The organism is Lacticaseibacillus rhamnosus, from assembly GCF_900636965.1.
Lineage (GTDB): Bacteria > Bacillota > Bacilli > Lactobacillales > Lactobacillaceae > Lacticaseibacillus > Lacticaseibacillus rhamnosus.
In genome coordinates, this window is the sequence record NZ_LR134331.1 from 1676603 (window position 1) to 1702730 (window position 26128).

Below are 26128 nucleotides of genomic sequence, written 5' to 3' on the forward strand. Positions count from 1 at the left end.
ATGAGACTCCTTTTTTCATAATCGCCAATTTGCCAAGTCGCAAGTTGGCGCTCTATTATCTAGCTAAATCGGCACTCGCCAACATACCTTTGTAGCGGTCAATGACACGCGGAACACGTAAATGTTCACTTTCGATGATGCGCTCAATCCGCTTGACGGCCAAATCCACTTTGTCGTTAACCACGGCATAATCATAATTTTCCATCATGGTAATTTCGGAAGCCGCCTTGCGAATGCGCTTATCGATGGTCTCGTCGTCATCCGTACCGCGACCTTTCAATCGATGGCGTAATTCACTTAAATCCGGTGGCGTCAGGAAGATAAACACCCCATTGGGACACTTCTTGCGCACCTGCATTGCACCATTGACTTCGATCTCAAGTAACACATCACGCCCGGACTCAAGCGTTTCATTAACGTATTTCAGTGGCGTACCGTAGTAGTTGTCGACATACTTCGCATACTCAAGCATACCACCTGTCGCGATTTCGTGCTCAAACTGTGCTTTGGTTCTGAAGTAATAATCAACGCCATCAACCTCGCCAGGACGCATTTGGCGCGTCGTCATTGAAATAGAATATTGAAAATCCCGGTAGTTGCCTTCAAGCATGGCTTGTCGGACCGTTCCTTTGCCTACGCCGCTGGGACCAGACAAAACAATCAGCATTCCCCGTTCGTGCATGTGTGAACCTCTTTCGTTAAGTATTACTAAACATTTTGCACTTTTTCACCGCCGATTTCAACTGCTTCAAGACCGCGGTAATGAAAACGTCATATGGCGTAAGGTCATCTCGGCATCTTTTTTCCCCAAGGCCATCATTTCGGCAATCGCTGCGGGACGAAAGTTGAAGAGACGAGGCAGTGGCTGACTAGGTTTCAGATAAACATCGCCGTGATCAGACCCGATCCGGCCAATCCCCGTGCCACTGATGGCCACAACAAAATCAGCGCCAATATCTCTTGCAATGTCAACGGGCAGATCATTAACCACGCCACCATCAACAAAACTGGTGCCATGCCGGTCAATCGGTGTAAAAATCCCCGGCATTGCGCTGGAGGCTAACAACCACTCTCTGGCATCAGCAACCGAAAGTCCATCTATGCGCGTCACATGGGCACGTAAGTCGGGTAAGCGCGTGGTGACGGCTAAAACCGCCCGTTGATCGCGTTTTGGCGACCGCAACATCTGCTCAAGTAATGGGACAAAGTTACGTCTGGCAAAGATCGGTCCCCGCGTCTTTAAGCTGGTCAAAGACTGCCACCAATGCGCCAGTTGTTGCGGCGCCATGTGAACCGTAGCAGCAGCGTTAATGGCACCGATTGAAGAACCGATGACAAACGCAGGCACCAGTCGCGGACCCAGCACGCTCCAGACACCGGCTTGATAAGCACCATGCGCCGCCCCGCCACCAAAAACAACTGCCAATACCAACTTTGCCACCTCCAATTCTGTCACGAGCTTGCCGTTGTTACAGGTCGAATAAATTTCAAAAAGTAGTTGCAAGTTTGAACACATGTTCGTATAATGAAGTTACAAACAAACGTTCGGAGGCGCGATCATGGAAAATAAATCGTCAGCACTGCAAAATGTGACCCATCACCTTGTAGCTTCATACCGGGAATTATTCGATCTGGCAGCACCCACGATGCAAATGCCCGCCCATCAAGTGGATCTTTTCATTGATCAGGCGATGCAACGACATTACCAAATTGCACTGTATTTTAACCATGAAACCGCGCCATTTGTGGGCCACATTGTCCGACCACTTGGTGAAAAACGCTTCCTGGTTAAAGGATACCACAGCAACATTTTCCGCATCATGACCAGCACCAGTGTCAATTATATTAAACGATTCAAATAGCTTTTTCTGAATACGGCTCCTGTGACCAAGCAAAAAGCGATTCAAGTAAGACCGATGTCTCCTTGAATCGCTTTTTGTTATGCCGGAAAAAATCTACGAACATTGAATTTTTGGCGCATTCAATACCGTCACCAGTTCACCTGACTACGATGACACTTTGCCATGTTTAAACTCATCGGCCATTCTTAATAGTTCTTCGGCATGTTCAATCGTCAGCTTAGTGATTTTTTCGCCGGCCAGCATCCGCGCAATTTCCTCTACCCGCGCTTTATGGGTTAGTTTATTGACTTGGGTCGTTGTCCGACCGTCATGAACCGCCTTGCTGATGACATACTCATGATCGGCCATGGCAGCCACTTGCGGCAGGTGCGTAATACACAACACCTGCGACCTTTTGGCGATTAAGCTAATTTTATTGGCAATCGCTTGCGCAACCCGTCCGGAAACGCCGGTATCAACCTCATCGAAAATGATCGCCGTGACCCCTTCCGAGCGCGCAAAAATGGTTTTCATCGCAAGCATCAGCCGCGATAATTCCCCACCTGACGCAATTTTGGCTAACGGCTTGGCTTCTTCACCCGGATTAGTCTGAATATAAAAGACCGCTTCGTCTAACCCGTCTGCCCGAAAATCTTTGGCCTTAGTAAAATGAACCGAAAAAACCGTTTTATCCATGTACAGTGACGCCAGCTGCTCGTGGATCGCTTTGGTCAGTTGTTTGGCAGCAGCGTGCCGGCGTTTTGAAAGTGCCGCACCGAGTTTCTGAAGCTGGGCTTGAGATTCTTTTAGGTTGCTGTCTAGATCTTCAACCGATGTTTCGGCTTGTTCCATCTGATTCAATTCCGCCGCTGCCCGTTTGCCATAAGCGATCACTTCATCAAGGGTTTCGCCGTATTTGCGTTTGAGCTGATTAAATAAGTCGAGCCGTTTTTCGACTTCATCTAGGCGGCCTTCGTCAAATTCCTGATCATCGAGTTCTTTCGATAAATCATTTTGGACATCTTGCAAACTATAATACGCACTCTGCAAGTTGTCGGCAATTGCCGCAAAATCCGGATCCAAATCGGCAATGCTTTGCATACTCGACATTGCTTGACCAATTTGATCAAGTGCATTGACTTCCTCATCACTCAACAAGGCATAGCTTTCTTGCAAAGCAGCATTGATTCTTTGAAAGTTTGCCAACCGATCGCGTTCGGTACTTAAATCAGTATCTTCATGCGGTTGCAGATCGGCGCTTTGAATTTCGCTCACCTGGAATTTCAACATATCCAGTCGTTGCGCCCATTCCTGTTCATTTGCCTGTTTTTGCTTCACTGCTTGTAAGGTACGCTGATAATTTTGATAAACTTCTGCATATTGGTGGCGAATTTTCAGCAGATCATCACCGGCAAAGGCATCCAATAAACCTAGATGCGTTTCCGAATGCATCAGCTGCTGATGTTCATTCTGGCCGTGAATATCCACCAACGTTTCGCCAATCGCTTTCAAGGTGGCGGTGTTGACCAGATGACCGTTAACGCGACAAACGTTCCGGCCGCTGCGGAATAATTCGCGCTGTAACAAGACGGTGTCGTTTTGGTCCGGATCCATCACCCCGAAAGCCTGGAGTTTGGCTTCCGTCAATGGATTTGCCTGCGCGTCAAACAAACCTTCCAAGCTTGCCTTGGATGCCCCGGTTCGGATGAAATCAACCGATCCGCGCCCACCAGCCAACAAACCCACCGCATCAATAATAATTGACTTGCCGGCCCCGGTCTCACCAGTGAGCGCCGTCATCCCTGACTGAAAGCTCAACGCCAAGTTATCAATGATGGCAAAATCATGAATTGCTAACTCCTGTAACATCTTTTCACCCCACCATGGCCTCAAGTTCCGCCAATACATCGGTTGCATACTGTGCCGAGCGACAAATAATGAGAATGGATGCATCCCCGCTAATCGTCGCAAAAATTCGCCGGTCGTCCAATTGTTCGATCAGCGTCTCAACCGCGGCTGCCGTCCCTGGCAAAAGCGCCAAATGGACAAAATTATCCATTGCTTCGCCCCACTTCATCGCGGTAACCAATGTCCGCCGCAGTTTATCCGTAGCGGGCAGCTGCTTTTCCGCGGGCATACTGTAGCGATAATGTCCTTCACCTGCCGGAATCTTAACCAATTGCATTTCTTTAATATCCCGGGAAATCGTCGCCTGAGTGACCGGAATTTTCATCTCGGTCAAACGGGCCACCAAATCTTCCTGCCGTTCTATCGGCTCACTTTGAATTAAGCGTTGAATTGTCGCTTGTCGTTCGCGCTTTCGCATGTGCTCACCTCTGTCATGAATGCATTTTTAACGTGAAAAAATGCTTTACCCATAGCATAGCGCAGACGCACTAGGCTTACCAAATTTTTGCATAAATATTCAATTAAGGGCGTTTTAATGCAGCATAAGCATCACTAAGGGTTCGCTCGATATCAACAGTTGGTGCGATTTCTCCAGGGGTTTGGTCAGCATTTTGCAAATGAATTAAAAATTCAATATTGCCTTCGCCGCCTTTGATTGGACTGTACGCCAACCCTAAAACGTTATAGCCGGTGGCACTGGCAAAGTTGACGATCATCTTCAACACATCCCGATGAACCTGAGGATCGCGGACAATGCCATGCTTCCCAACATGCGCAGGCCCGGCTTCAAATTGCGGCTTAATGAGTGCCACCGCGTGACCGTGCGGCATTAAGATGGCTTTTAGCGGCGGCAAAATGAGTTTCAACGAAATAAAACTAACATCGGTCATGGCAAATTCCACGGGGCCATCGGTAAAATCTTCAGGCTTGCTATAACGAAAATTCACCCGTTCCATCACTTTCACGCGCGGATCCTCACGAAGCTTCCAAGCCAGTTGATTATAGCCGACATCCAAGGCATAGCTCATCTTGGCACCATTTTGTAAAGCAACATCGGTAAAGCCGCCAGTTGATGCGCCAATGTCAAGTACGGTTTTACCCGTCAAATCAAGCGCAAATACTTTCAGTGCTTTAGCCAGTTTAAGCCCACCACGACTTACATACGGCATTTTTTTGCCTTTCACATGCAAAATGGCATCGCCGGGGATTTTGACCCCCGGCTTATCCAAACGTTGATTGTTCTGATCATAGACTTCGCCAGCCATCACCGAACGCTTGGCCTGTTCGCGTGACTCAAATAAGCCTTGCTCCACAAGCAGTACATCGACCCGTTCTTTTTTTACTTTTGTCATGCTTGTAACACCGCCAAAATCGATTTTAAGTCGGCTGCATCAACGGTCAGGCTGTTTAACGCAGCAGTGGCTTGCTGAAACTGGGTCGCCAATGCTTGTTTGGCACCGGCTAATCCCAGCAGTTCGGGAAATGTATTTTTGTGTTCGGCCACATCCTTATCGGCGGTTTTACCTAATTCCGCGGTGGTTTTAGTCACATCATTGATATCATCTTTGATTTGAAAACCCAGACCAAAAGCAGCCGCAAAATCGGCTAAGGCAACTTGATCGGCTTCGGGAATCGCGACAAACAAACTACCCATTGCCACACCGGCCTGGATCAGCGCGCCGGTTTTAGCCTGATGCATCTGTTTGAGAGTTGCTAGGTCATATTGCGTTTGCTCGCCATCCATATCAAGTACCTGGCCTGCAACCATTCCTGAACTGCCGGCCGCTTCTGCCAGGATTTGAACAAGTGCAGCGCCTTTTTCCGGATAGTGCTGGCTTAAGATAGCAAATGCGTCAGTTAACAACGCATCCCCAGCCAAAATCGCGAGCGCTTCGCCAAATTGCTTGTGATTCGTGGGCTGACCGCGGCGAAGATCATCATTATCCATGGCCGGTAAATCATCGTGAATCAATGAATAGGTGTGCACAAATTCAAGTGCGGTTGCAGCGGGTAATGCTTCGGCAACCACGCCATCATACATAGCAACGATGCTCAATAACAGCAACGGCCGCAACCGCTTGCCGCCTGCATCAACCGAATAAGCCATCGCCGCACGCAAATGAGGATTGGCCACAGTTGCCAGTTGTTCGTCTAAAGCATGATTAATTGCTGTTTGCCAGTCGGTTAGCGTTGGACTCATTGTTGGCCTTCTTTGGGCTGAAATGGTTGGGTGGTACCATCATCGCTCACCATTTCCGTCACCGTCTTTTCTGCTGATTTCAGCGTTTTTTCGAGTTCCTGACTCAATTTGACCCCGACTTTAAATTGATCTAGGGCTTTTTCAAGCGGTACATCGCCTTGTTCTAATTGATTCACAATGCCTTCAAGTTGTGCGAGTTTTTCTTCAAACGTTGGTTCAGCCATGTTTATTCTCCTTTGTCGTCACGCGAGCGCCAATTTGCCCATCCGCAACGTGAATATGAATCGCGGCATCCACTTGATAATCCGCGGTCGTTTTCAACATTTTCCCTGCATCATCGGTGACAAACGCAAAGCCGCGGCCCAATATTTTCAACGGACTTAAATGATCCAAACCAAGTGCCGCATTGGCCACCGCTTGATGCTTAGCGGTCACAAGTGCGATCATTGCCCGATCCAGCCGACGCCGATCATCCACCTGCTGTCGCTGCAGGTTGGCGACTTTTACCAGCAACTGCCGACCATCCAGTTGGGCAGTCGCCATTGCTAACCGATGCTCATTTTCGCGTAACTGATTGTTGATACTCTGCTGGAGCCGTTGCCGTAGTTGATCGACACGCTGAACATATTGATCGTAAAGCCGATCCGGTTGGGTTAAGACAACGCTTTGAGCGGATCGTTGTAAGCGTGTTGCTGCATTTTTCAAGCGGTTATGCATGGCGTTTACCAGTCGCACCTGATCTTCTGAGATGCGATTCAAGGCATCCACCAACGTGACTGGCGTAACAATTTCTGCAGCTGCGGTCGGGGTAGCAGCGCGGCGATCAGCCACAAAGTCCGCAATCGTTGTGTCGGTTTCGTGACCAACCGAGCTCACAATCGGCATTGGCATCTCAGCTAGTGCCCGCGCTACCTTTTCTTCATTGAACGGCCATAAATCTTCAATTGACCCGCCGCCACGACCAATGATCACCGCATCAAATCCGGACATTGTCTTAATCCGGTTCAACTGTTTCACAATCGAATCGGCCGCCTGATCCCCTTGCACGATAGCCGGAAATAAGATCAACTGCAATATCGGGTATCGCCGGGCCACAGTGGTGATAATATCTTGAATAACCGCGCCACTTGGGCTGGTCACCACCGCCACGCGTTGAGGGAAAAGTGGCAGTGGCCGCTGATGGCGTTCAAATAACCCTTCCGCAGCCAGTTTTTTCTTTAATTGTTCAAACGCCTGGTACAAGGCACCAACGCCATCCGGCTCTAATCGCTCCACAATCAGTCGATACTCGCCACTGGGTTCATACAGGCTAACACGGCCAACCACCAACACCTTCATGCCTTCTTCAAGGTTAAATTGAAGTTTGCTGAATGCGTTACGAAACATGAGAGCCCCGATTTTGGCATGATCATCTTTGAGTGAAAAATATTGATTGCCCACGCGTTTGCGGTAGTTGGAAATTTCACCGGTCAGATAAACTTTGGCTAAATACGGATCGGCATCGAATTTTCTTTTTAAATACTGCGTCAGTGCGGTAACGGTTAAATATTGACTTGTCTCAACCATGTAACCGCCTCTTCGCCAAAGCCACCGTTTGGGCCATGAGCGATGCAATCGTCATCGGCCCCACGCCACCGGGTACTGGGGTCAAGGCGCCTGCAATCGGTGCGACCGTATCATCGTCAACATCCCCATGCAGTTTTCCATCGGCACCGCGCGAAATTCCCACGTCAATCACCGTTGCGCCGGGTTTGACGGCATCAGCGCCGATAAAATGTGGCCGTCCGACAGCAACCACTAAAATATCCGCTTCCCGCGTCAACTGTTTGAGGTTTCGGGTTTTGCTGTGAGCGATGGTAACCGTCGCATCATGATTAACCATTAATCCAGCCAGTGGCCGTCCCACAATATTCGAGCGCCCGACAATGACAACCCGCTGCCCGGCAACATCAATATCATAAGCATCCAACAGCGCCATAATGCCATAAGGAGTTGAGGCCACAACGGTTGGCTCATTCGTCCACAACCGTCCGACACTAACCGGACTAAAGCCATCAACATCTTTATTAGGATCAATCGCATCAATAACCGCGCGTTCGTCTAAGCCAGCAGGTAACGGAAGCTGTACCAAAATAGCATCCACATCAGGATCCTGATTCAACTCGGCCACCTTAGCTAACAATGTCATCTGAGAAGTGTCTTCTGGCAATCGATACATCAACGAGCGAACGCCAATTTCTTCAGCCCGCCGCTGTTTGTTACGAACATAGACTTCGCTAGCAGGATCCGAACCAACTAAAACAACGGCCAACGTAGGCGTGACGTCTTGTTGTGCCAATTTTGCTACCGTCTGTTTAAGTTCACCAAGTATTTTCTTTGACACTACCCGGCCATCTAATCGCGTTGCCACAAAAACCACTCCTCATTTTTGACGCTGCTCGCAGCAGGCGCCCAATGTTGTTTGTTACCTTGATCGTTAACGATTCGCGGATAAATTAAAACCGGTCAAAGTAATTGCCTTTGACCGGTTAACTTACGCTTTTGGCGCCGCTTCGATGAAGTTTGCCAAAATGCCATTGACAAACTTCGCCGACTGCTCGTCGCTGTAACGTTTAGCCAGATTAATGGCCTCATTAATCGCTGCAGCTTCCGGCATTGCTTCTTCATAACGAATTTCATATAAGCCCAGACGTAAAATGATTAAATCTGGTTTCGTTAACCGACTCAGCGTCCAGCCTTTTTTTAGTTGCGGCGTCAAAGCTGCGTCTAAGGCTGCTTGATTTGCCAAAACGCCTTCAACTAATGCCGTTAAATATGACGGTACTTCTGTATCTTTAGGTAAAACTTCGGCGTACACCGCATTTTTATCAGCTTCCGGATTCGTTGCCAAGGCAAAGAGCGCCCGAAAGGCAGCTTCACGGATTGCATGTCGTGATTCCATCTTATTCGTCATCCTGTCCGCTTGTTGTCGCTGCATCATCCGTGTCATCTGTGTCGTCATCCTTGAACAGGTCTTCCGGATTGACTGGCTCGGTCTTTTCGGGAATCACACCAACGACATGAACATTTACTTCATCCAAAGTAAGATCGGTCATGAACAGCAATTGCTCGCGTAACTGCTCTTGCATCGCCAATGCAACCTTGGGTACCGAAACACCATAATCCAAATAGACGTACACATCAGCCGTAATCTTATCATCGGCAACTGTCACACTCACACCTTTACCGTGATTAGCCCGGCCAAACCAGGCATTAATGGAAGATCCTAATGTGCCACGCATTTGGTAGACCCCGTCCACTTGACTGGCAGCGATGCCCAAAATGACCTCCAAAACTTCAGGAACAATTTCAATCGTCCCTTGTGCATCAGTCCGATTTGCTAATATGATATTGGTTTCTTCAGCCATTATGAGATCCTCCTAGCCTTAGTTGTTAGCACGTGAGATATAAGTGCCATCATCGGTGTTGATCGTCAACACATCACCGTTATTAATGAAAAATGGCACTTGAACAACCAAACCGGTTTCCATGGTTGCCGGTTTTGAACCGCCGCTACTGGTATTGCCACGAATACCCGGTTCGGTTTCTTTAACTGCCAGATCAACTGTTTTTGGCAGCTCAATACCTAGCGTTTCATTACCGTGCATGATAATTTTAACATTCATGTTTTCTTTTAAATAATTCAACTGATCCCGAATTTCGTCACCTGGGAGTGTCAGCTGATCATAAGTATCGGTGTCCATGAATACATAGTTGTCGCCATCGGCATAAAGATATTGCATGTTTTTGCTATCAATCTGGGCTTTTTCAACTTTTTCAGTCGAACGGAAGGTTTTTTCCTGAACGGCACCGGTTCGCAGGTTCTTCAAAGTCGAACGGACAAATGCCGATCCCTTACCCGGCTTAACATGCTGAAATTCAACGATCCGCCAAAGGTCACCATCGACCTCGATCGTCAAACCATTTTTAAAATCATTAACAGATATCATGAACTTCCTCCATACATTCAGTCATAAACTAAACCTATTCTAGCAAGCAGCGGAGACGCTTGCAACAGCCACCGGCGAACTAACCCCAATGATCTGCAATGCATCACCACACAAAGCAACCGTCTCGATACGAATTTTGCCTTGATATAACCACCCATACCAGAGATAGGTTCGAAAAAGCGGTCGAATAAACTGCGACCGCAACGCTATTCAATATTCTTATCAGTTATGCCTTTGACTATCTCAGTAGCAACCGGCGACACTTTCAAATGTTAAAGTACCAACAAATCAGCCGGTGCTGGCTGGCTGAGTGATTGATTACCGTCAGCCGTTACCACCAGATCATCTTCAATGCGGACACCACCAAGCTCTGGAATATAGATGCCTGGTTCGTCTGTGACAACATTACCTTTTGCGGCTGGCACATCAAGATATGGCCCCCAAGCACCCGGACCTTCATGAATCGATAAACCGATTCCGTGACCCGTTCCGTGGCCAAAGTACTGACCGTAACCTGCATCATCAATGGTGTGATGCGCCAAATCGTTAATCGTCCGTCCGAGCACACCCGGTTTCAGCGCTTGTTGCACTTTTTGGTTAGTTTCGTAAACAATCTTGTAAATCGTCTTCAGCTTAGGATCTGGCTGGCCGACTGCAAAAGTGCGGGTAAGATCAGACATATAGCCATGATAAATGCAGCCCCAATCGAGCGTGACCACATCACCCTTAGCAATTTTCTTTTCGGTTGCCGCACCATGAGGCATCGCCGAGCGGGCACCTGAGGCCACAATCGTTTCGAACGAGACATTGCTGGCACCGAGTTTGCGCATATAAAAGTCCAAATCATTGGCAATATCAATCTCCCGCATACCGGGTTTAATGGTCGCCAGCACATGTTGATAGCCTTTTTCCGCAATGGCAACAGCCTGTTTAATGAGAGCCAATTCATCATCGTCTTTAACTTCACGCTGGCTCTCAACGAAATCGCGAGTTGGCACCAAGGTCCCTTGGGTCAACAAGTCAAACGCTTCATAATCTGCATAGTTGAGATGAACGGCTTCAAAACCAATGTGCGTTAATTGCAACCGATTGGCCAATTTTCCCGCTGCCTTAAACAACCCATCTTGATGCAAAACCAATTCGGCGTGTTGCACCTGCTGTTTAAATTGTTCGGTAAACCGCGAATCAGTAATAAAATAAGCTTTTTCCGGTGTCACCAGCAAAGCACTTTCATCGCCGGTAAAGCCGGTCAAATAAGTGACGTTGGCGGCATCGGTAACAAAAAAGCCATCCAGTTTCTTATCCAGAATCCGTGCCTGCAATGCTGTCATTCGATCCATCCAAATCGCTCCTTTTTGACGTTTGTCCAAACTTTGAAAAAAAGACGCCCCGTTTTACCGGGACGTCATCAATCTTTATTCAGCAGCTGCTGCCGGATAAACTGAAACCTTCTTCTTATCACGGCCGAAGCGTTCGAACTTAACAACGCCATCAGCGGTTGCAAATAAGGTATCATCGCCGCCGCGACCAACGTTTTCACCAGGGTGGATCTTGGTACCGCGTTGACGATACAAGATGTTGCCTGCCTTGACGAATTGGCCATCGGCACGTTTGCTGCCTAAGCGCCGACCAGCTGAGTTACGGCCGTTGGATGTTGAACCGCCACCTTTATGGTGAGAGAAGAATTGCAGATTCATCTTTAACATAACGTACACCTCCGAGAATTAATTTTGCTCTAATTGTTTTGTCGTAATCATTAAGCGATCAGGGTATTGATCTTGGATGCTTTGAAGTTCAAGCAATAAATTTTCCAACAAAATTTGACTAATATGCAACTGTTCACCGGTAATAACGGATTTGAGCTTCATTTGCAAGTGGCCACCATGGACCTCATCTGCAATGACATCCGGCTTGAATCCCGCTAAGGCTTCAACACCGTTAACCGCACCGATACTAACAGCTGAAACAGCAGCGCAGACGATATCCTGACCGGTTTTACCGGCATCGGCATGACCAGTCAGCTCAAAACTGACAATATCGCCATGCTCGTCGCGATGAAAAATTGCCTTGATCATAGCCTAACCTCTTATGCGTTAATCGCGTCAATAACGACTTTTGTGTAAGGCTGACGGTGGCCTTTCTTCTGATGAGAGTGCTTCTTAGGCTTGTACTTGTAAGTAACAACCTTTTTCTCGCGCCCTTGTTTTTCGACTTTACCGGTTACGGTTGCGCCGGCAACGGTTGGTGTGCCAATCTTGGCATCGCCTTCGCCAGCAACCATAATCACTTCGTCAAAAGTCACCTGTTTGCCTTCTTCGGCATCAAGTTTTTCGACATAAATAGCTTCGCCGACTTCTGCTTTATATTGCTTGCCGCCAGTTTTAATAATTGCGTACACTGTGTGCACCTCCTGTTTTGCCTCTCGGCTTTTCCCCTGAAGACTCGCCAAGTTAGGTGCTTGCGCTTAAAACCTAACGATGTGCGGTTGCATAGGAGGGGTGCCAAATACAACGGATTAATACTACCAGAGACTGGGGTAAGTTGCAAGCGTCTATGTAAGTAAGTAAACAAGTTCATTTTATCTAATGGCTTCGCGATCCAATCCAAATATCAGGACTCCCAATGCCATCTGCCTAAACAGAAATGCTTTACGATGCCAAATGCCGTTTACGATAAACCCAGATTCCGCAAATGAGGGCTGGCATATAGAGTGCATAAATAATAGTAAATAACGTGAGCCACCCACCGAAAGCTGCGTTACCTAACAGTAACCCAACATATAAAATTCCGTCGATAATCCAGTTAACCGGTTCTATCAGTTGCGTGGTCACCGTGATTAGCAACGCCCCGGTGACTAATAAAATGAGAATATCGAGCAAAATAATCATACGCGCCACCTCCTGCAAGCATTATAGCCAAGCGTGCCGGTTTCAACAAGAAAACCTTGAAATCTGACCTCAGGCGTTTTGTTGCATAGAAAAAGGCCCAGAACGAATCTGAGCCTGCCCCTGCCAAGATACCTAATATAGCATAAAAGGCGCCAATGTAACCAGCAAATATTTAAAAAGGCAGGGGCTAAAAAACAATATCTTAGTGACCTTAAACATGCCTCAAGGAAGTGAAACATCAGCGCCAAGCTTCACATGCCTGCCCCTTATCCCCTGAAAGTAGATAAAGAAAAGCCGCTGATCATTAAAAAATCAGCGGTGATGAGTCAACGTTTCAACTGTTGTAATGCTTTTTCAATCGTATCGCCTTTGCCAACATGTTTGGCATTTTTCGGATCAATGGCGATAAACTCTTGCGTTTTCATATTAAGTTGGATTCGATATGCCATCTGAATCCCTCCATTCTTAAAGATGTGAATGGCCTTTGGTAGCGAATACCGTCATGCTACTCACTTTTAATCAGTAAGTCAAGCCATCCAACTTCAAAACAACCCATTAGCAATCAGGGTCTCGTTATGATGACATCCGGGTTTGAATTTAACCTAAAAGTCCAACCGGCCGGGCGGTTTCATTGACTTGACCTTCTGGCTATGGCATTAATGGATTAAAGCTTTTTATAGTTTAGTCAGTGATAGCGGATTATCAATATTTTTATTTTTAGGGGCGTGGAAATTTTGAAAAAATGGATCTGGGGTTCAATCGGCGGGCTAATCGTTTTAATTGTTGTGGGCATCGGTGGATGGTGGCTTTATGACCATTTTCATTATCAGCAACTAGTTGATCAGCCTGCTGACGTTAAAAAATGGGAAGCCGACCCACGCCCACTGCAATCTGAACAAACCGCCGTTAAGCGAATCAAAGAAATCCCCCAGTCGGCACAGTTAGGCAATCGGATCGCCAAGGGGACAAAGTTGGTTGTCATTCCCGGTCTGCGTGGCGCCTGGTCAATTAACGCCAAAACCAAACGCGCCGGCTTTGGCACAAACTGGGTCCCTCAAGGCGTTACCCAGTCAAAAGACAGCCTGTTCGTCAGTCTATACGATGGCGATCACAAGTTAAATTCGCTGATCTTGGAAATCAACAAAAAAACCGGTCGTTACCGTAAGTCGTTTATTTTAAAGTCCAAAGCACACGTCGGCGGCATCACCTATGATCGCGAAAAAAAGCGGCTGTTATGGTCAGACGACAACTCCAAACTCGGTGGCGCCGGGATTAGTTATGCCTCTCAACGAGCACTTGATGCGTATCAAGCTCAGGTTGAAAAAGCGCCTCTTGATTCCACACGCATCCCACTGCACTTGGCTAACCGGACATCGGCCATCACGCTTTATGATCACCAACTTGTTTTCGTCAAGTATGGCAAGAACGCCATTAATCGGTCGCTCATTGCTTTACCAGTGAACGATGACAACCTCCCTGCTGCCATTACCGAAGCACAATTTAACCGCTTGATTCGTGACCTTATCCCGCAACTTGAAGGTAAAAACGATACCCAAAGTTTCCAAATCATTTCTAAGAAGCTCATGGATGACAAGATCATCAATTCCGTCAATGCAGGCTGGGATCGCATTCAAGGTATTGCCATTGCCAAGACCGGCCTCACCTTTGTCAGTCAATCAAATGGTGCCAAGCCCGGCAAAATCTGGATTCGTATTCCCCTTGATAAAAGTTGGTCTAAGCTGACCTTTGCCACGCCGAAATCCGGAGACAAAATTATTAACGTTCCTAATTCGGTGGAAGAAATTAGTCTAAACGCGGATGACAGCCAGCTGGCCCTTATTTTTGAAAGTGGTGCCAAAGCCTATCGCGAAGAAGGCTCGTTCTGGAAACGCCCGCACTACATGGATCGTATCATGCTATTGCCCATCAGCGTCCAATCAAATACAAAGAAATGACCTGATTATCGGCTTATCGCTTCATGGCAAAATGCAAGGACCCGTTGACGGTCTATCCCGGTTCTCGTATACTTAATAGTGCTTTGTACCAGTAGCTCAGTTGGATAGAGCAACGGTCTTCTAAACCGTTTGTCCCGGGTTCGAATCCCGGCTGGTACATTATTAAGGTAAAACGGGAAAAGCTAAGACAAAAAAGCCTGAAGAATCAGGCTTTTTTTACGTCGGAGAAAGCAGAAAAAAATTTTGTGACAGTGTCGTGACAGCGAGGCTTAAAAAGTCGGCTAAAATCGGCCATTCTGTCACAAGACTGTCACAAGATCGCTGTACACCCTGCGACATAAGGTATACAACCGGTGCTTTTTTGTCATTTTTTCAACTGCAACGTATGATCAACCAACTCGTAAGTTTCAACTCCAAACGCCTGCGCCAGTTCCGCATTATAATGATGAGCAACCTCGATCACCGTCACCGGCAAGGCATAAATAAGCTTATGAATCTTGTCGGCATTTGCCTGATCAAGGCTGGCAGAAATTTCGTCTAGTAAAAAGACCGGACTTTGTCGCAAGAGGCCGCGGGCAATCCCGATTCGTTGTGCCTGGCCGCCGGATAAATTGCTGCCGTTATCAACAATTTCAAAGTCAAGAATGCCAGTACCCAGTTCCTTATCCAGGCTCACCACCTGCAAGACCCGTAAAACGGCTTCATCGCTGTAATCCTGATACAAGGTGACATTATCCCGCAACGTACCACTAAACAGCCAAACGCTCTGTGAAACCAACACAAAGTCACCGGCATGCAGCGGCTTATTGTTAAATAAAACCGTTCCCTGCGCAGTGAGCTGACCAGTGATGGCTTTTAAAAGCGTTGATTTCCCCACTCCAGAAGGCCCGGTTACCAGAATCTTAGCATCCGGTTTAAGGTTCAAATTGACCGCGTCCAAAATTAAGTGCTGATCACGGACAACGGTGAGATTTTTGATTGTTAAATGGCCTTTAACGCTTTCAGGTTCAGCTAGCGTTACTGGTTTTTCATCTGCAATCGGTGCGGCAAATGCTTTAACGACCGGCAACTCGCGTAGTTGGCTCGTCCCGACAATCTGGCTTTGATACCCGCTCAGCCGACGAACGCCCCCTATCACTGAGTCAGCTGTCATTGTCAGCGTTACAATGACACTCGTGGTGACACCAAACCATCCCTGCGCCATAAACCAAAGTCCAATGAACATCGGAAATAAAAATGATGCAATCGCAAACATCCAGGAAATAAACTGCATTGAATATTGAAAGTCATTCAACCGCTCGTAATCTTGTTCTTCTTTGGTCAGATGCTGACGAAAACGAGCGAAAAACGCTGGCCATGCTTTAAAGTTCAAAATATCCGTTCGTCCTTGAAATAGATCTTTCATATTCAGGACCAACGCCGCATTTGCAGCCGACCACTTTTCTGAATTTTTAGCTAACCGGTTGCGACCAAAGTGACTCGGTAGCAGCGACAACGCCGAAATAAGCACATAAATCAAGCTTAAAATCGCATTGATCTTCACAATAAAGATAACCACTACAATCACACCAATAATTTCTTGAACCATATCCATAAGCGCAACAAAATAATTTTGCTCAATTTGCTTGCCGACGTTGGTGACTTGATTGATTGTGTCTGAAACCTCGGTTACCTTGGTGCCAGCTTCAGCCATTGACGTGGTAAAGTAGACGGTTTTCAGTGCCTGATTCAATATCCTAACAACGCGTTGTTTGATACGCAAATAAAGATACAGCGAAACATAAGTCACAAAATAGGCCCCTGTTGCCATTAACACGTAACGGCCAACAGTCCCCATATTATGGAAATCGATTTTAACCAACTGGCCGAACACCCAGCCGTTTAATATTGGCTCAAACGTACTCACAATGCCAACGATCACCAGCACTACCATCAATGGAAACGGTAATTGTTTGATAACCCAACGCACACCAATCCGTTGTGCGTGATGATCCGCCATTCAGTTCACATCCTTGTCCTTTAGTAACTTCAATCGGCAACTCGCAACTTTTAATCGTGTTGCTTAAATGCGAAACGGCAGGGTCAAGGTACTTTTGGCCAAATCCAGCTGATAATGGGTGACTTTTGTTGGCCGAATCGTTTGCGCCATATCAGCACCATGAATAATCAGTGCCAGTTGCCGCCCAGCCGGTAAGTGATAATGCGTTGGCTGCAAATCGAGACTCACATGGAAAAACTGTCCGGGGGTGATGGTTTGAACTTCATACGCATTCTTTGGGTTTTGCAAATTAATATGACCCAGCGTGATCAATTTGCTTGGCGTTTCCTTATTGGCCGGTTTAAATTCAACAATATCCGTGGTCTTAAAATCAAATCCCAGCTGCAAGCCACTTGCCCCCACCGTTGCGGCATTTTCCTCAAAACGCTTGGCCTTGCCTAAATCAACCAGCCGCACACTGAGAATGCCGGTTGGCGCATCAACGGCTAGCGTTAACTCAAGATGCGGAATGCCTTCTAAGACCCGATCATGCTCTAGGACCGGCTGAGTCAACCACAGACGACTGTTAACATAGGCGCTATTAGGCGTAATAATTGCTTTTTCAAAACTTGCACTCGTATCGTGTTGGGCCGTGAATGTTGCTGTCGCATGATCCGAAAATTGATCGGTTGCGCTTTCAAAATCAGTTTTCAAATTAGCCGTGGTTGTCACATGCTCTGCAGCTGGGTTCGCAAAGTCCGAATAAGCTGACCATGTCTGCGGTGTCACGTTATCCTGAACCAACACATTCGGCAAAACCTGCTCTGCCTGATTGGCAACTCCTAACAATTCGTGAGTCAGCCAAAGATTCATCATGTCCAGAAAGTCCAAGGAACGAACATTGTGCACGTAGACATGCTGACCTTGATGCAGGATCAACTTCTTTTGAATCGGTAAATCCGCAATTGCCTGCCAGAACCGAATGGCGTTCTTTGGTTTAACATTCCAATCATTTAGCCCGTGAATCAGGACCACATCCGCCTTGACATTAGCCGCGTTTTTTCGGTAATTCCGCGCGTCCCACCAAGCAGTATAAGCGCCCGTTGTCCGATCCTGATCCCGAGTCATTTGCGCCAGATGCTGCTCCCAGGCCTTTTTAAGGCGAATCATATCGCCACCGGATTTTTGCCGTGAAAAAGTATCAACCGCCAATACGTCGGCATCTTCACCTTGATAGCCACCCGGTGCCACAACGAGACCATTTTCGCGATAGTAATCATACCAACTCGAAATCCCGGCATCAGCAACAATTGTTTTCAAACCTTCAACGCCGGTGGTTGCCGCTGCAATGGCCAGTGTCGCCAGATAAGACTTACCGGTCATAGCCACTTTGCCACTCGACCACCACGCCTTAATTGCAACGCCATCCGTGCGATTGGTAAAAGCCCGGCGTTTACCCGTCAGCCATTCAATCACGGCAACTGCCCCATCTGTTTCTTCCGGTCCGCCAATTGTGCGAAAGCCATCCGAATAACGCGTCCCGACACCAGCTGAATAAACAACCGCAAATCCTCGCGCCAGAAAATAATCATTGAAGGCATATGGACTATTTTCCTCAGCGTATGCCGCTGCCTGTTTCGTCTCACCTGTCACCGGTCGCGCTGGCAGTTTTGGTTTGGAAGCCGGCGCTGCGGTGACTTCCGCTTTCGAAGCGCCATGTGGTTTAACCGCCAAGACCGTTTCCGGAACATGCGTCGCCGCGGTGACATCGTTGGTTCCATGAAAGTAAGGGTTAGCGGTAAAAAGCACCGGAACTTTCAGCCCGCGATCGGTGGCTTTGGGGCGATAAATCGTTGCCTCAAGCAGATCACGTTGGCCGTCGTGGTCAGAATCTACATCTGATTCGATCCAGACAACCTCCCGAACAGCTTGACGCGCATCAAACACCTGTTGCACCTTGCCATTAAAGAGCAAATGAGCCGGTTGCGAACTTTGAGCCTGAAAATCCTTAAAAAAACCGCGATTGGCTAAATCATCCAGAAAGCTAACCAAGTGCTTGGTGCGCGTGGTCAGTAACAGGTAGCTGGCCTGAAGCAAATCAGCAGTATGTAGCAAATCATGCGCAACACTCGGTAGTTTTGTTACAGTCATAAATGAAATCGGATCGCTTAAATCAAAGTCCGAAAACGCCTCAAAGCCCAAGAGCTGTAGCGCAACATTGTAAAAGTCTGCCCGCTTCATGTGAGTGGGCTTTGTCGCCAACCACTCAGCAAGATTTTGGTGTGAATTAACCGCAACTTGAGCAAACTTATCCTGTTGCGCCGCGGGTTGATATGCCTCAGGGAAAAAGGCTGCGTACATCGCAGCTGCAGTATCCGCAAAGGGTGCTTGCGGATCGGCGGGTAACCCAATGCGTGCGAGTTCCTTTAATTGTTGATCAATATCAGGCGTTAACCGAGCAAACTGGTTTAATTTCATGTGAAAACCTTCCTCGTATATTTAAATTACTGACAAGTTCTTTATGAGAGTGAGCGCGAGCCAGCGCGTTCAGGGGCCGGAGTGTAAGTTGCCTTGGGCGTGATGGCCGGGCTTTGGCCAGTGTGCGACCAAGGTCCTTACACCCAGGCTCCTGCGCTGGGGAGCGCGTTATGGTGAGCGCGACTCAGCACGTGTATGAACTTGACAAAGCACCAAGTTATAACAGCGTAAGATGAGAGAAATGTGATAAACACAGTGTAGCCATCTCATTTAGTGTTTTCAACTCTAAAAATATTTTAAATTAAATGCAAAAGAAGGCTTCAGACGTGTTTTTCTGTCTGAAGCCTTCTCAATATTGTTAAATGCTTGACTGTTTTAGCTAGCCAGCAGTTCGGGTGTCAACAACAGCTTTTGGGTGGCTGAAATTAATATAATTCCAGGTATTGTTGCCGTTCCCATTCAGAAACCTGCTGACGATAAGCAGACCATTCGAGGTTCTTTGAATCCATAAAGCTTTGATACAAATGTTTACCCAGGGCAGCCTTGACCACGTCATCGGCCGCCAATGCTTTCAAGGCATTGTGCAGCGTTGATGGCAGGTCTTGAATATGGTTCGCTTTACGTTCGTCATCTTGCATCCGATAAATGTTACGGTCTACCGCTTCTTCCGGCTTCAACTGGTTCTTAACCCCGTCAAGACCAGCTTGAAGAATGGCAGCGATCGCTAAGTATGGATTGGCAGTCGGATCAACCGAGCGCAATTCCAACCGGGTTGATAAGCCACGTGATTGCGGTACCCGAATGAGAGGTGACCGGTTCTTGCCAGACCAGGCAACATAAACCGGTGCTTCAAACCCAGGGACTAACCGCTTGTAGGAGTTAACCGTTGGATTATTGATAGCAGTTAACGCATAGGCATGCCGCAACACACCGGCAAGAAAATGCATCGCCGTCTCACTCAATTGATCGCCTGTATCCGGGTCAAAGAATGCATTGCCTTTGTCGTGGAAAAGACTCATGTTGATATGCATCCCGCTACCGTTGATACCATGAAGCGGTTTTGGCATGAAGGTTGCATACAAACCGTGTTTGCGGGCAATCGTTTTAACGACCAGTTTGAAGGTCTGAATATTATCAGCTGCTTCAAGTGCATCGGCATACTTGAAATCAATTTCATGCTGACCAGGCGCAACTTCGTGATGAGATGCTTCGACTTCAAAGCCCATCTTTTCCAATTCAAGGACAATATCACGCCGGCAATTTTCACCCATATCTAACGGGGCAAAATCAAAGTATGAACCACGATCATTCAAGTGCGTTGTCGGATTGCCGTCTTCATCTAATTTAAACAAGAAGAATTCTGGTTCAGGGCCAATATTAAAGGCTGTGAACCCGGCATCTTTCATTTCATTAACGACCCGAATCAAGTTATTCCGCGGATCGCCGCCAAAAGGTGTGCCATCCGGACGGTGTACAGAGCAGATCAGGCGAGCAATCTTACCGTGATCATTCTCCCAAGGGAACAACAGCCAGGTGTTAAGATCCGGGTAAAGCAGCATATCGCTTTCTTCGATTCGAACAAAACCGTCGATCGAGGAACCATCAAAGGTGATCTTGTTATTGAGCACCTTTTCCAATTGTGAAATCGGCACCTCGACGTTCTTAATGATCCCGTTAATGTCGGTAAACATCAGGCGTAAGAACAAAACATTTTCGTCCTTAACTGTCTGGCGGATCTCATCAGCGGTAATTGCTTTTCTTGCCATATACGTGAACTCCTATCTTTAGTGTGATTGTCGGAAGCCAATGACGGGTCCTGGATCCGGGCTTTGATTCAGTCGGCTTTGATTCAGCAGTTCGTCCCGCAACACTTTCCGAACTTCTGCATCACTATCTTCACGGTGACGCGGATGTTTTAGCCGCTTGACATCAGCCAACGTAAAACCGTCAGCCATTTGACTGCGAATCTCAAGTAATTCGTCAACATCATTTAGCGAGTATGTTCGGTGATTACCGGCGTTGCGTTGTGGTTTGACCAACCCTTGAGTTTCATAATAACGAATCTGACGGGCGGTCAAATCAGTCAACAACATAACTGTACCAATCGGCAAGACCGATCGCGTTCTCAGATCAGCGATCTCAGCCATAGGCATCCTCCTTTACAACGATGTCAGCTTATCAAACCACTTAACACCTGTCAACGCCACATGTAAGGTTTTCTTACATTTATGGTTAAATTCGGTATATTTTTATTTTTCTTTTTAATCAGTTATAGACCAATAGCGAAATGTCAACGCGATAAAACTTCCCTTTTTCCGCTAAAATATTTAAGCACGTGCGAGGTAAGTTCGCTATCAGTACCTTAGTTAAATTTTTTTGGGCCAGCCTCTAGGTATTTTTGGTCTCGGAAAGTATGATAACTATAGTCTGATCATTCTTGAAAGGAAGTTACTTCCATGACGTTACATCTTCACGTTGGTTATACCGCCAGCTTATCATCCCCGGACATACCGGCTGATTGGCTTCCATTTGCCTCGCACCCACTTGCGGCATTTGCTGCTGTCGTTTTACGGGCTACCGATCATCAGGCGCTAGCACAGTTAAATGCCAGCGCGCTCCCTTTGCCTGTTTTTGTGATCGGTCATCTCGAGTACACTCCTGAAAGTCAATTAAAAATCACCCAAATCGAGCGGTTAGATACTGCGAGTCTGGCTCAGATTCAGACCGCTGCAACCGAGTATGAGTCTGCCATGGTTCCCGGATTTTTACGCGACTTACTCGCCTATGCTGCGGCTGACCCCACAAGTTTTGCAACGCCGGGCCATCATAGCGGTCATTATGACGAACTTGCGCCAGCCGGTTATCTATTGCACCAAGCGTATGGCGAAACCTTCTTTGCCAGTGACACCAGTGATGTGGTCACCGCACTTGGCGATATGCTAACACATGGGGGGACCCCGTTAGCAGCAGAGCAGGCCACCGCGTGCCTATACCATGCTGATGAAACCTACTTTGTGACCAATGGCACCACCGGATCGAACAACATTGTGGCCAGCGCGTTGTTGACACCCGGTGATCTGGTCTTATTCGATCGCAATAATCATAAGTCCTTTTACAACGCGGCTTTAGTCCAAAATGACGCCCGTCCGGTTTATTTGGACACACTGCGGACGCAACGTGGCTTGATTGGTCCGGTCGATCTAACCGGCATTACCGGCGAGCGACTACGGCAACTCGCGGCAACCGTTGACCCCAAAAAAGCAAGCGAACCTCGACCATTTCGCCTGGCGATTCTCGAGTTGGAGACCTTCGATGGTATTGTGCCAAACGTGCGGCAACTGCTTGATCTAATTGGCCCGCTAGTTGATTACATTGCATTTGACGCTGCTTGGGGCGGGTATGAACCGTTTATCCCGGCTATGAAAGCAATGGACCCGCTACAGTTGCAACTTGGCCCAGCAGATCCCGGTATCATCGTGACGCAAAGTGTGCATAAACAGCAATCCGGCTTTGGTCAGGCTTCCCAAATCCATAAAAAAGACGCCCACATCAAAGGTCAAGCCCGCTACGTCAGTCATGAGCAGTTCAATCACGCCTACCTCAAACACGTCACCACCAGTTATTCCTATCCGCTCTATGCGTCACTGGTGACCAATACCGCGATCAATCAAGGCCCGCGTGGCAAAAAAATTTGGGCCGATGCGATCACGGCCTCGCTCGAATTTCGGCGCTCCCTAACTGACTCCCGATTATTTTCAGCCTATGAGAATCCGCAGTTAGCAAAAACACCGCCAACCGCTGCACTAACCACCAGTGACGCGTGGGCCATGACCCCTGGCGCTTCCTGGCATCAGCTTCCACGCTTACAACCCGATCAAGCGTTTCTTGATCCCGGCAAAGTAACGGTCTTGCTCCCAGAATCAGCGGAATTAGGCGTGAGTGGCTGGCTAGTTGATCGCTATCTGCTTGATCATGGCATTGTTCCCGAAAAAGCAGATCTGAACAGTTTGTTGTTTCTGGTGACGCCCGGTTCTGCCAAGGCTGATTGGCAACGGTTGCGCCAAGTATTACGTCAGTTTGAAGCAGATTATTTTGCAAACAAAACGGTTGCCGAGACATTGCCAAAACTGGTGGCGGAAACTGGTCAAGCCTACACAAACCTGACTTTGCGAACACTCGGTCAGAAAATGTCTGACTTTTTCCGCCAAGCGGGGTTAGCCAAGCAGCAGCAACTCCTTTTCAGTGCGACCAACAACATTCCAACGGCCATGACGGCGCAGGCTGCTGATCGCTGCTTCGTTCGCGGCCAGTTTGAGACCATTCCGTTGCAAGCTGCGGCTGGACGGATCGCAGTTGCCGGGGCCTTACCTTATCCTCCGGGAATTTTTGTCGTCGTCCCTGGTGAACGTTGGCGACCAGAAGCAATCCAGTATTTCGAAACCTTATTTGCCGGGATCAAACGCTTCCCAGGATTTACGCCTGAAATTCAAGGGGTTGTCACAGGCAAAAACGGCGAACCCTATGTGCAGGTCGTTGCGGACAAAGAATAACCGCTTGTCAATCGCACGAGTCGCAATAGCAGCATCTAGTCAAAAAAAAACGATTCCAGCCTACGCAATTTATTGCAAGGCTGGAATCGTTTTTTAGTGTCCTGTGTTTTACATTAGTCAGCTTTGTCAAAGAAGGTCGATTGAGCCGCGCCCATCGTTGCAAGTTTAATGTGGGCGTAGGTTAACCCGCCTTGCAGATAAAGCGTGTATGGTGGTCGCAGTGGGCCATCACCGGAAAATTCGATTGTCGAGCCCGCAACAAATGTACCGCCAGCCATGATGACTTCATCTTCATAACCAGCCATTTTCTCAGGAATCGGGGTGACGAAACTGTCTACCGGCGAATTGGCCTGAACCGCCTTGGCAAACTTGATCATGTCGTCACGATTGCCGAAATTAACGGTTTGAATTAAATCCGTCCGCGGAGCATCCCATTTTGGTGAGACGTCTAGGCCAAGCTTGGCAAACAAAGCTGCTTCAAAAATAGCGCCTTTAATGGCATTGCCGGTGGTTTGCGGCGAAATGAAAAAGCCTTGATACATGTCAGCCAGCGCGCCAACCGTTGCACCTTCTGCACCGCCGAGGCCTGGCACCGTGAACCGGTAGCTGATGCGCTCAATCAAATCTTGCTTGCCGACAATATAGCCACCGGTTTTGGCCATGCCCCCGCCAGCATTCTTGAATAGCGATCCCGCCATAACGTCGGCGCCGACCTCAAGCGGTTCCTTGGTTTCCGAGAACTCACCATACGCATTGTCGACAAAAATCCAGACATTTGGCAACACACTGCGAACCACCTTGATCATCGCTGCGATTTGGTCAACCGTAAACGAATCCCGAGTTGCATAGCCGCGTGAACGCTGAATCGCCACTACCTTGGTTTTCGCATTAAGCCGGGATTTAACCGCCTCGTTATCAACCGCACCATCTGGCAAAAGATCGACATAATCAACGCCAATCCCGTATTCTTTAGGACTCCCGATGCCATTGCCTGCCAGCCCAAGTACTTCTTGCAACGTATCATAAGGTTTGCCGGTAATATAGAGAATCTCGTCACCGGGACGCACCAACCCCAGCAAAGCTACCCCAATGGCATGAGTGCCAGAAACCAACTGGGGACGGACTAAAGCATCTTCACCACCTAATACATCCGCGTAAATCTCTTCAAGCACATCACGGCCCTCATCGTTGTGCCCATAGCCGGTCGAACCGGTTAGATAGCTCTCAGCAACATGGTGTTTTTGGAAACTGGTAAGAACCTTGTCCTGATTTTCTAAAATACGGGCATCAATTGCGGCCAGTTGCGGTGCAATTTGCGTATCGACTTCTTTAACCATTTTTAATAATGCAGGATCAAATTTATCTGTCCAACTCATGTTTTTCTCCTTTAGCCGGTTGCTTTAGCCAATCACGAACCAAAGCAACGACAGCAGTCTTTTCTTCTGGATGGGCAACCAAGTCAAACCAATGTGTTGGCATCTGGTTGCGAAAATAGGTCAGTTGGCGCTTGGCAAAATGACGTGAATGCTGTTTAATCAAGGCCACACAGGTTGCTAAATCAGCTTGCCCGCGAAAGTACGGGATCAATTCTTTGTAGCCAATTGCCTGCAGCGCCTGCGCATCCGGGGGAACTGTTTTTAGCAGGTTGGCGACTTCATTTTCTAGGCCTGCTGCCATCATAGTATCCACGCGCGTATTAATCCGGTCGTACAAAACAGGGCGTGCTGTCGTCAAACCGATCACCAACGTCTCATAGCGTGGTTGCGGCTGCGGCTGCTCGGAAAAGCGCGTACCTGTCAATTCGATGACTTCTAAGGCCCGAATCACCCGGCGCGTATTTGCCGATTCAATTTGGTTAGCTGCCACCGGATCTTGCTGCTGCAACTGCTCCCACAACCAGTGTTCGCCATTTTCTGCCAATGCTGCCTGCCAACGCTGACGGACTGCAGTCGGCGGTGCCTTGCCACCCAGCGGTAAATTCAGGCGCAAACTGTTAAGATAAAAGCCGGTGCCCCCAACTAAAATCGGCAGGTGGCGCCGACTGCTGACGTCCGTGATGGCTGCCTCAGCTGCGGCTTTAAATTTGGCAACTGAATAGGCCATCTGCGGATCCACAATATCAAGAAGATGGTGCGGAATACCGTCCATTTCATCAGGCATGATCTTGGCAGTGCCGATATTCATATGCCGATAAATTTGATACGCATCACCATTAATGACTTCGCCTTGCAGTTGTTGGGCCAAGTAGATGCCAAGATCGCTTTTACCTACTGCGGTCGGTCCAACAATCATCACAATGCGGTTAGCCGGTTTATCCATTTCATTAAGCTCCATGAGTATA

The 26128-nt window shown here is 47.9% G+C and carries 27 protein-coding genes, 1 tRNA gene and 1 other annotated feature; of the genes, 4 read left to right on the forward strand and 24 right to left on the reverse strand.

From position 1 onward, the window contains the following. Window positions 1-55 precede the first annotated feature (55 nt). Both gmk and EL173_RS08550 read right to left on the reverse strand, forming a co-directional pair. Window positions 56-682 (reverse strand): guanylate kinase, encoded by a 627-nt coding sequence (gmk, locus tag EL173_RS08545; protein WP_005684381.1) that lies wholly within the window; start codon window positions 680-682, stop codon window positions 56-58. 66 nt (window positions 683-748) lie between these two features. Continuing rightward, window positions 749-1432 carry a patatin-like phospholipase family protein gene (locus tag EL173_RS08550; RefSeq protein WP_014571375.1) on the reverse strand — a complete coding sequence of 228 codons (684 nt, stop codon included), beginning with the start codon at window positions 1430-1432 and terminating at the stop codon, window positions 749-751. 127 nt (window positions 1433-1559) lie between these two features. Here EL173_RS08550 and EL173_RS08555 point away from each other — a divergent pair, with 127 nt between their 5' ends. Further along, the gene (locus tag EL173_RS08555) at window positions 1560-1862 is read left to right on the forward strand and encodes a hypothetical protein (RefSeq protein WP_005684384.1); all 303 of its coding nucleotides are present in this window, start codon (window positions 1560-1562) and stop codon (window positions 1860-1862) included. A gap of 144 nt (window positions 1863-2006) precedes the next feature. Here the strand turns inward: EL173_RS08555 and recN are convergent, their stop codons facing one another. From recN to EL173_RS15350, 16 genes are all read right to left on the reverse strand, one after another. Further along, window positions 2007-3710 carry a DNA repair protein RecN gene (recN, locus tag EL173_RS08560; RefSeq protein ID WP_005689667.1) on the reverse strand — a complete coding sequence of 568 codons (1704 nt, stop codon included), beginning with the start codon at window positions 3708-3710 and terminating at the stop codon, window positions 2007-2009. Window positions 3711-3714: 4 nt separating this feature from the next. After that, complete coding sequence (locus EL173_RS08565; RefSeq protein ID WP_005684386.1) at window positions 3715-4167, reverse strand: arginine repressor; 453 nt, start codon at window positions 4165-4167, stop codon at window positions 3715-3717. A 103-nt stretch (window positions 4168-4270) separates the two neighbouring features. After that, window positions 4271-5101 (reverse strand): TlyA family RNA methyltransferase, encoded by an 831-nt coding sequence (locus tag EL173_RS08570; RefSeq protein ID WP_005689668.1) that lies wholly within the window; start codon window positions 5099-5101, stop codon window positions 4271-4273. Then, on the reverse strand, window positions 5098-5949 hold the full coding sequence (locus tag EL173_RS08575) for a polyprenyl synthetase family protein (protein WP_005689670.1): 852 nt from the start codon (window positions 5947-5949) through the stop codon (window positions 5098-5100). Before EL173_RS08575 ends, EL173_RS08570 begins: the two co-directional genes overlap by 4 nt. Beyond that, window positions 5946-6173 carry an exodeoxyribonuclease VII small subunit gene (locus tag EL173_RS08580; RefSeq protein ID WP_005684391.1) on the reverse strand — a complete coding sequence of 76 codons (228 nt, stop codon included), beginning with the start codon at window positions 6171-6173 and terminating at the stop codon, window positions 5946-5948. The genes EL173_RS08575 and EL173_RS08580 overlap by 4 nt, the downstream gene beginning before the upstream one ends. After that, window positions 6166-7515, reverse strand: coding sequence for an exodeoxyribonuclease VII large subunit (gene xseA, locus EL173_RS08585; RefSeq protein WP_015764495.1), 1350 nt, complete (start codon window positions 7513-7515; stop codon window positions 6166-6168). The genes EL173_RS08580 and xseA overlap by 8 nt, the downstream gene beginning before the upstream one ends. Beyond that, window positions 7508-8359, reverse strand: coding sequence for a bifunctional methylenetetrahydrofolate dehydrogenase/methenyltetrahydrofolate cyclohydrolase FolD (gene folD / locus EL173_RS08590; protein ID WP_005684395.1), 852 nt, complete (start codon window positions 8357-8359; stop codon window positions 7508-7510). The genes xseA and folD overlap by 8 nt, the downstream gene beginning before the upstream one ends. Window positions 8360-8482: 123 nt before the next feature. Next, window positions 8483-8890 carry a transcription antitermination factor NusB gene (gene nusB, locus EL173_RS08595; protein ID WP_005684396.1) on the reverse strand — a complete coding sequence of 136 codons (408 nt, stop codon included), beginning with the start codon at window positions 8888-8890 and terminating at the stop codon, window positions 8483-8485. Between the two features lies 1 nt (window position 8891). Continuing rightward, window positions 8892-9356, reverse strand: coding sequence for an Asp23/Gls24 family envelope stress response protein (locus EL173_RS08600; RefSeq protein WP_005689677.1), 465 nt, complete (start codon window positions 9354-9356; stop codon window positions 8892-8894). A gap of 18 nt (window positions 9357-9374) precedes the next feature. Next, window positions 9375-9938, reverse strand: a complete 564-nt coding sequence (gene efp / locus EL173_RS08605) for an elongation factor P (protein WP_005684398.1) — start codon at window positions 9936-9938, stop codon at window positions 9375-9377. A gap of 272 nt (window positions 9939-10210) precedes the next feature. Continuing rightward, window positions 10211-11278 (reverse strand): M24 family metallopeptidase, encoded by a 1068-nt coding sequence (locus tag EL173_RS08610; RefSeq protein WP_005689680.1) that lies wholly within the window; start codon window positions 11276-11278, stop codon window positions 10211-10213. A gap of 75 nt (window positions 11279-11353) precedes the next feature. Further along, window positions 11354-11644, reverse strand: a complete 291-nt coding sequence (gene rpmA / locus EL173_RS08615; RefSeq protein WP_003564659.1) for a 50S ribosomal protein L27 — start codon at window positions 11642-11644, stop codon at window positions 11354-11356. An 18-nt stretch (window positions 11645-11662) separates the two neighbouring features. Continuing rightward, complete coding sequence (locus tag EL173_RS08620) at window positions 11663-12013, reverse strand: ribosomal-processing cysteine protease Prp (RefSeq protein ID WP_005689682.1); 351 nt, start codon at window positions 12011-12013, stop codon at window positions 11663-11665. A gap of 11 nt (window positions 12014-12024) precedes the next feature. After that, complete coding sequence (gene rplU, locus EL173_RS08625; RefSeq protein ID WP_005684402.1) at window positions 12025-12336, reverse strand: 50S ribosomal protein L21; 312 nt, start codon at window positions 12334-12336, stop codon at window positions 12025-12027. A 30-nt stretch (window positions 12337-12366) separates the two neighbouring features. Further along, window positions 12367-12435, reverse strand: a sequence feature (ribosomal protein L21 leader region). Window positions 12436-12586: 151 nt separating this feature from the next. Beyond that, window positions 12587-12826, reverse strand: a complete 240-nt coding sequence (locus EL173_RS08630; protein ID WP_005684403.1) for a hypothetical protein — start codon at window positions 12824-12826, stop codon at window positions 12587-12589. 326 nt (window positions 12827-13152) lie between these two features. Beyond that, entirely contained in the window at window positions 13153-13275 is a 123-nt protein-coding gene (locus tag EL173_RS15350; RefSeq protein WP_005684404.1) for a hypothetical protein, read from the reverse strand. Window positions 13276-13557: 282 nt separating this feature from the next. Here EL173_RS15350 and EL173_RS08640 point away from each other — a divergent pair, with 282 nt between their 5' ends. Then, window positions 13558-14781 (forward strand): hypothetical protein, encoded by a 1224-nt coding sequence (locus EL173_RS08640; RefSeq protein WP_024305630.1) that lies wholly within the window; start codon window positions 13558-13560, stop codon window positions 14779-14781. An 85-nt stretch (window positions 14782-14866) separates the two neighbouring features. Continuing rightward, window positions 14867-14940, forward strand: a tRNA-Arg gene (locus EL173_RS08645). 205 nt (window positions 14941-15145) lie between these two features. Here the strand turns inward: EL173_RS08645 and EL173_RS08650 are convergent. The 4 genes from EL173_RS08650 to EL173_RS08665 all read right to left on the reverse strand — a co-directional run bounded on the left by EL173_RS08650 (window position 15146) and on the right by EL173_RS08665 (window position 21384). Next, complete coding sequence (locus EL173_RS08650) at window positions 15146-16780, reverse strand: ATP-binding cassette domain-containing protein (RefSeq protein WP_005689687.1); 1635 nt, start codon at window positions 16778-16780, stop codon at window positions 15146-15148. A gap of 63 nt (window positions 16781-16843) precedes the next feature. Then, entirely contained in the window at window positions 16844-19237 is a 2394-nt protein-coding gene (locus EL173_RS08655; protein ID WP_005689690.1) for a Xaa-Pro dipeptidyl-peptidase, read from the reverse strand. 425 nt (window positions 19238-19662) lie between these two features. Beyond that, a complete protein-coding gene (gene glnA, locus EL173_RS08660; protein ID WP_005684408.1) occupies window positions 19663-21003 on the reverse strand; it encodes a type I glutamate--ammonia ligase in 1341 nt (446 codons plus the stop codon). Between the two features lie 18 nt (window positions 21004-21021). After that, window positions 21022-21384 carry a MerR family transcriptional regulator gene (locus tag EL173_RS08665; RefSeq protein WP_005684410.1) on the reverse strand — a complete coding sequence of 121 codons (363 nt, stop codon included), beginning with the start codon at window positions 21382-21384 and terminating at the stop codon, window positions 21022-21024. 309 nt (window positions 21385-21693) lie between these two features. On the opposite strand from EL173_RS08665, the gene EL173_RS08670 reads away from it, so the two are divergent. After that, window positions 21694-23787 carry an Orn/Lys/Arg family decarboxylase gene (locus EL173_RS08670; RefSeq protein WP_005689694.1) on the forward strand — a complete coding sequence of 698 codons (2094 nt, stop codon included), beginning with the start codon at window positions 21694-21696 and terminating at the stop codon, window positions 23785-23787. Between the two features lie 113 nt (window positions 23788-23900). Here EL173_RS08670 and EL173_RS08675 read toward each other — a convergent pair whose 3' ends face one another. Both EL173_RS08675 and miaA read right to left on the reverse strand, forming a co-directional pair. Continuing rightward, window positions 23901-25163, reverse strand: a complete 1263-nt coding sequence (locus tag EL173_RS08675; RefSeq protein WP_015764503.1) for a methionine gamma-lyase family protein — start codon at window positions 25161-25163, stop codon at window positions 23901-23903. After that, complete coding sequence (gene miaA / locus EL173_RS08680; protein WP_015764504.1) at window positions 25147-26106, reverse strand: tRNA (adenosine(37)-N6)-dimethylallyltransferase MiaA; 960 nt, start codon at window positions 26104-26106, stop codon at window positions 25147-25149. The genes EL173_RS08675 and miaA overlap by 17 nt, the downstream gene beginning before the upstream one ends. Window positions 26107-26128: the final 22 nt, after the last annotated feature.

What these genes read in the sequence shown, in the direction of transcription:
- gmk (WP_005684381.1), bottom strand. Translation starts at nt 682, where the DNA reads ATGCACGAACGGGGAATGCTGATTGTTTTGTCTGGTCCCAGCGGCGTA.
- EL173_RS08555 (WP_005684384.1), top strand. Translation starts at nt 1,560, where the DNA reads ATGGAAAATAAATCGTCAGCACTGCAAAATGTGACCCATCACCTTGTA.
- recN (WP_005689667.1), bottom strand. Translation starts at nt 3,710, where the DNA reads ATGTTACAGGAGTTAGCAATTCATGATTTTGCCATCATTGATAACTTG.
- EL173_RS08565 (WP_005684386.1), bottom strand. Translation starts at nt 4,167, where the DNA reads ATGCGAAAGCGCGAACGACAAGCGACAATTCAACGCTTAATTCAAAGT.
- EL173_RS08570 (WP_005689668.1), bottom strand. Translation starts at nt 5,101, where the DNA reads ATGACAAAAGTAAAAAAAGAACGGGTCGATGTACTGCTTGTGGAGCAA.
- EL173_RS08575 (WP_005689670.1), bottom strand. Translation starts at nt 5,949, where the DNA reads ATGAGTCCAACGCTAACCGACTGGCAAACAGCAATTAATCATGCTTTA.
- EL173_RS08580 (WP_005684391.1), bottom strand. Translation starts at nt 6,173, where the DNA reads ATGGCTGAACCAACGTTTGAAGAAAAACTCGCACAACTTGAAGGCATT.
- xseA (WP_015764495.1), bottom strand. Translation starts at nt 7,515, where the DNA reads ATGGTTGAGACAAGTCAATATTTAACCGTTACCGCACTGACGCAGTAT.
- nusB (WP_005684396.1), bottom strand. Translation starts at nt 8,890, where the DNA reads ATGGAATCACGACATGCAATCCGTGAAGCTGCCTTTCGGGCGCTCTTT.
- EL173_RS08600 (WP_005689677.1), bottom strand. Translation starts at nt 9,356, where the DNA reads ATGGCTGAAGAAACCAATATCATATTAGCAAATCGGACTGATGCACAA.
- efp (WP_005684398.1), bottom strand. Translation starts at nt 9,938, where the DNA reads ATGATATCTGTTAATGATTTTAAAAATGGTTTGACGATCGAGGTCGAT.
- EL173_RS08610 (WP_005689680.1), bottom strand. Translation starts at nt 11,278, where the DNA reads ATGGATCGAATGACAGCATTGCAGGCACGGATTCTGGATAAGAAACTG.
- rpmA (WP_003564659.1), bottom strand. Translation starts at nt 11,644, where the DNA reads ATGTTAAAGATGAATCTGCAATTCTTCTCTCACCATAAAGGTGGCGGT.
- EL173_RS08620 (WP_005689682.1), bottom strand. Translation starts at nt 12,013, where the DNA reads ATGATCAAGGCAATTTTTCATCGCGACGAGCATGGCGATATTGTCAGT.
- EL173_RS08630 (WP_005684403.1), bottom strand. Translation starts at nt 12,826, where the DNA reads ATGATTATTTTGCTCGATATTCTCATTTTATTAGTCACCGGGGCGTTG.
- EL173_RS15350 (WP_005684404.1), bottom strand. Translation starts at nt 13,275, where the DNA reads ATGGCATATCGAATCCAACTTAATATGAAAACGCAAGAGTTTATCGCC.
- EL173_RS08650 (WP_005689687.1), bottom strand. Translation starts at nt 16,780, where the DNA reads ATGGCGGATCATCACGCACAACGGATTGGTGTGCGTTGGGTTATCAAA.
- EL173_RS08655 (WP_005689690.1), bottom strand. Translation starts at nt 19,237, where the DNA reads ATGAAATTAAACCAGTTTGCTCGGTTAACGCCTGATATTGATCAACAA.
- glnA (WP_005684408.1), bottom strand. Translation starts at nt 21,003, where the DNA reads ATGGCAAGAAAAGCAATTACCGCTGATGAGATCCGCCAGACAGTTAAG.
- EL173_RS08665 (WP_005684410.1), bottom strand. Translation starts at nt 21,384, where the DNA reads ATGGCTGAGATCGCTGATCTGAGAACGCGATCGGTCTTGCCGATTGGT.
- EL173_RS08670 (WP_005689694.1), top strand. Translation starts at nt 21,694, where the DNA reads ATGACGTTACATCTTCACGTTGGTTATACCGCCAGCTTATCATCCCCG.
- EL173_RS08675 (WP_015764503.1), bottom strand. Translation starts at nt 25,163, where the DNA reads ATGAGTTGGACAGATAAATTTGATCCTGCATTATTAAAAATGGTTAAA.
- miaA (WP_015764504.1), bottom strand. Translation starts at nt 26,106, where the DNA reads ATGGATAAACCGGCTAACCGCATTGTGATGATTGTTGGACCGACCGCA.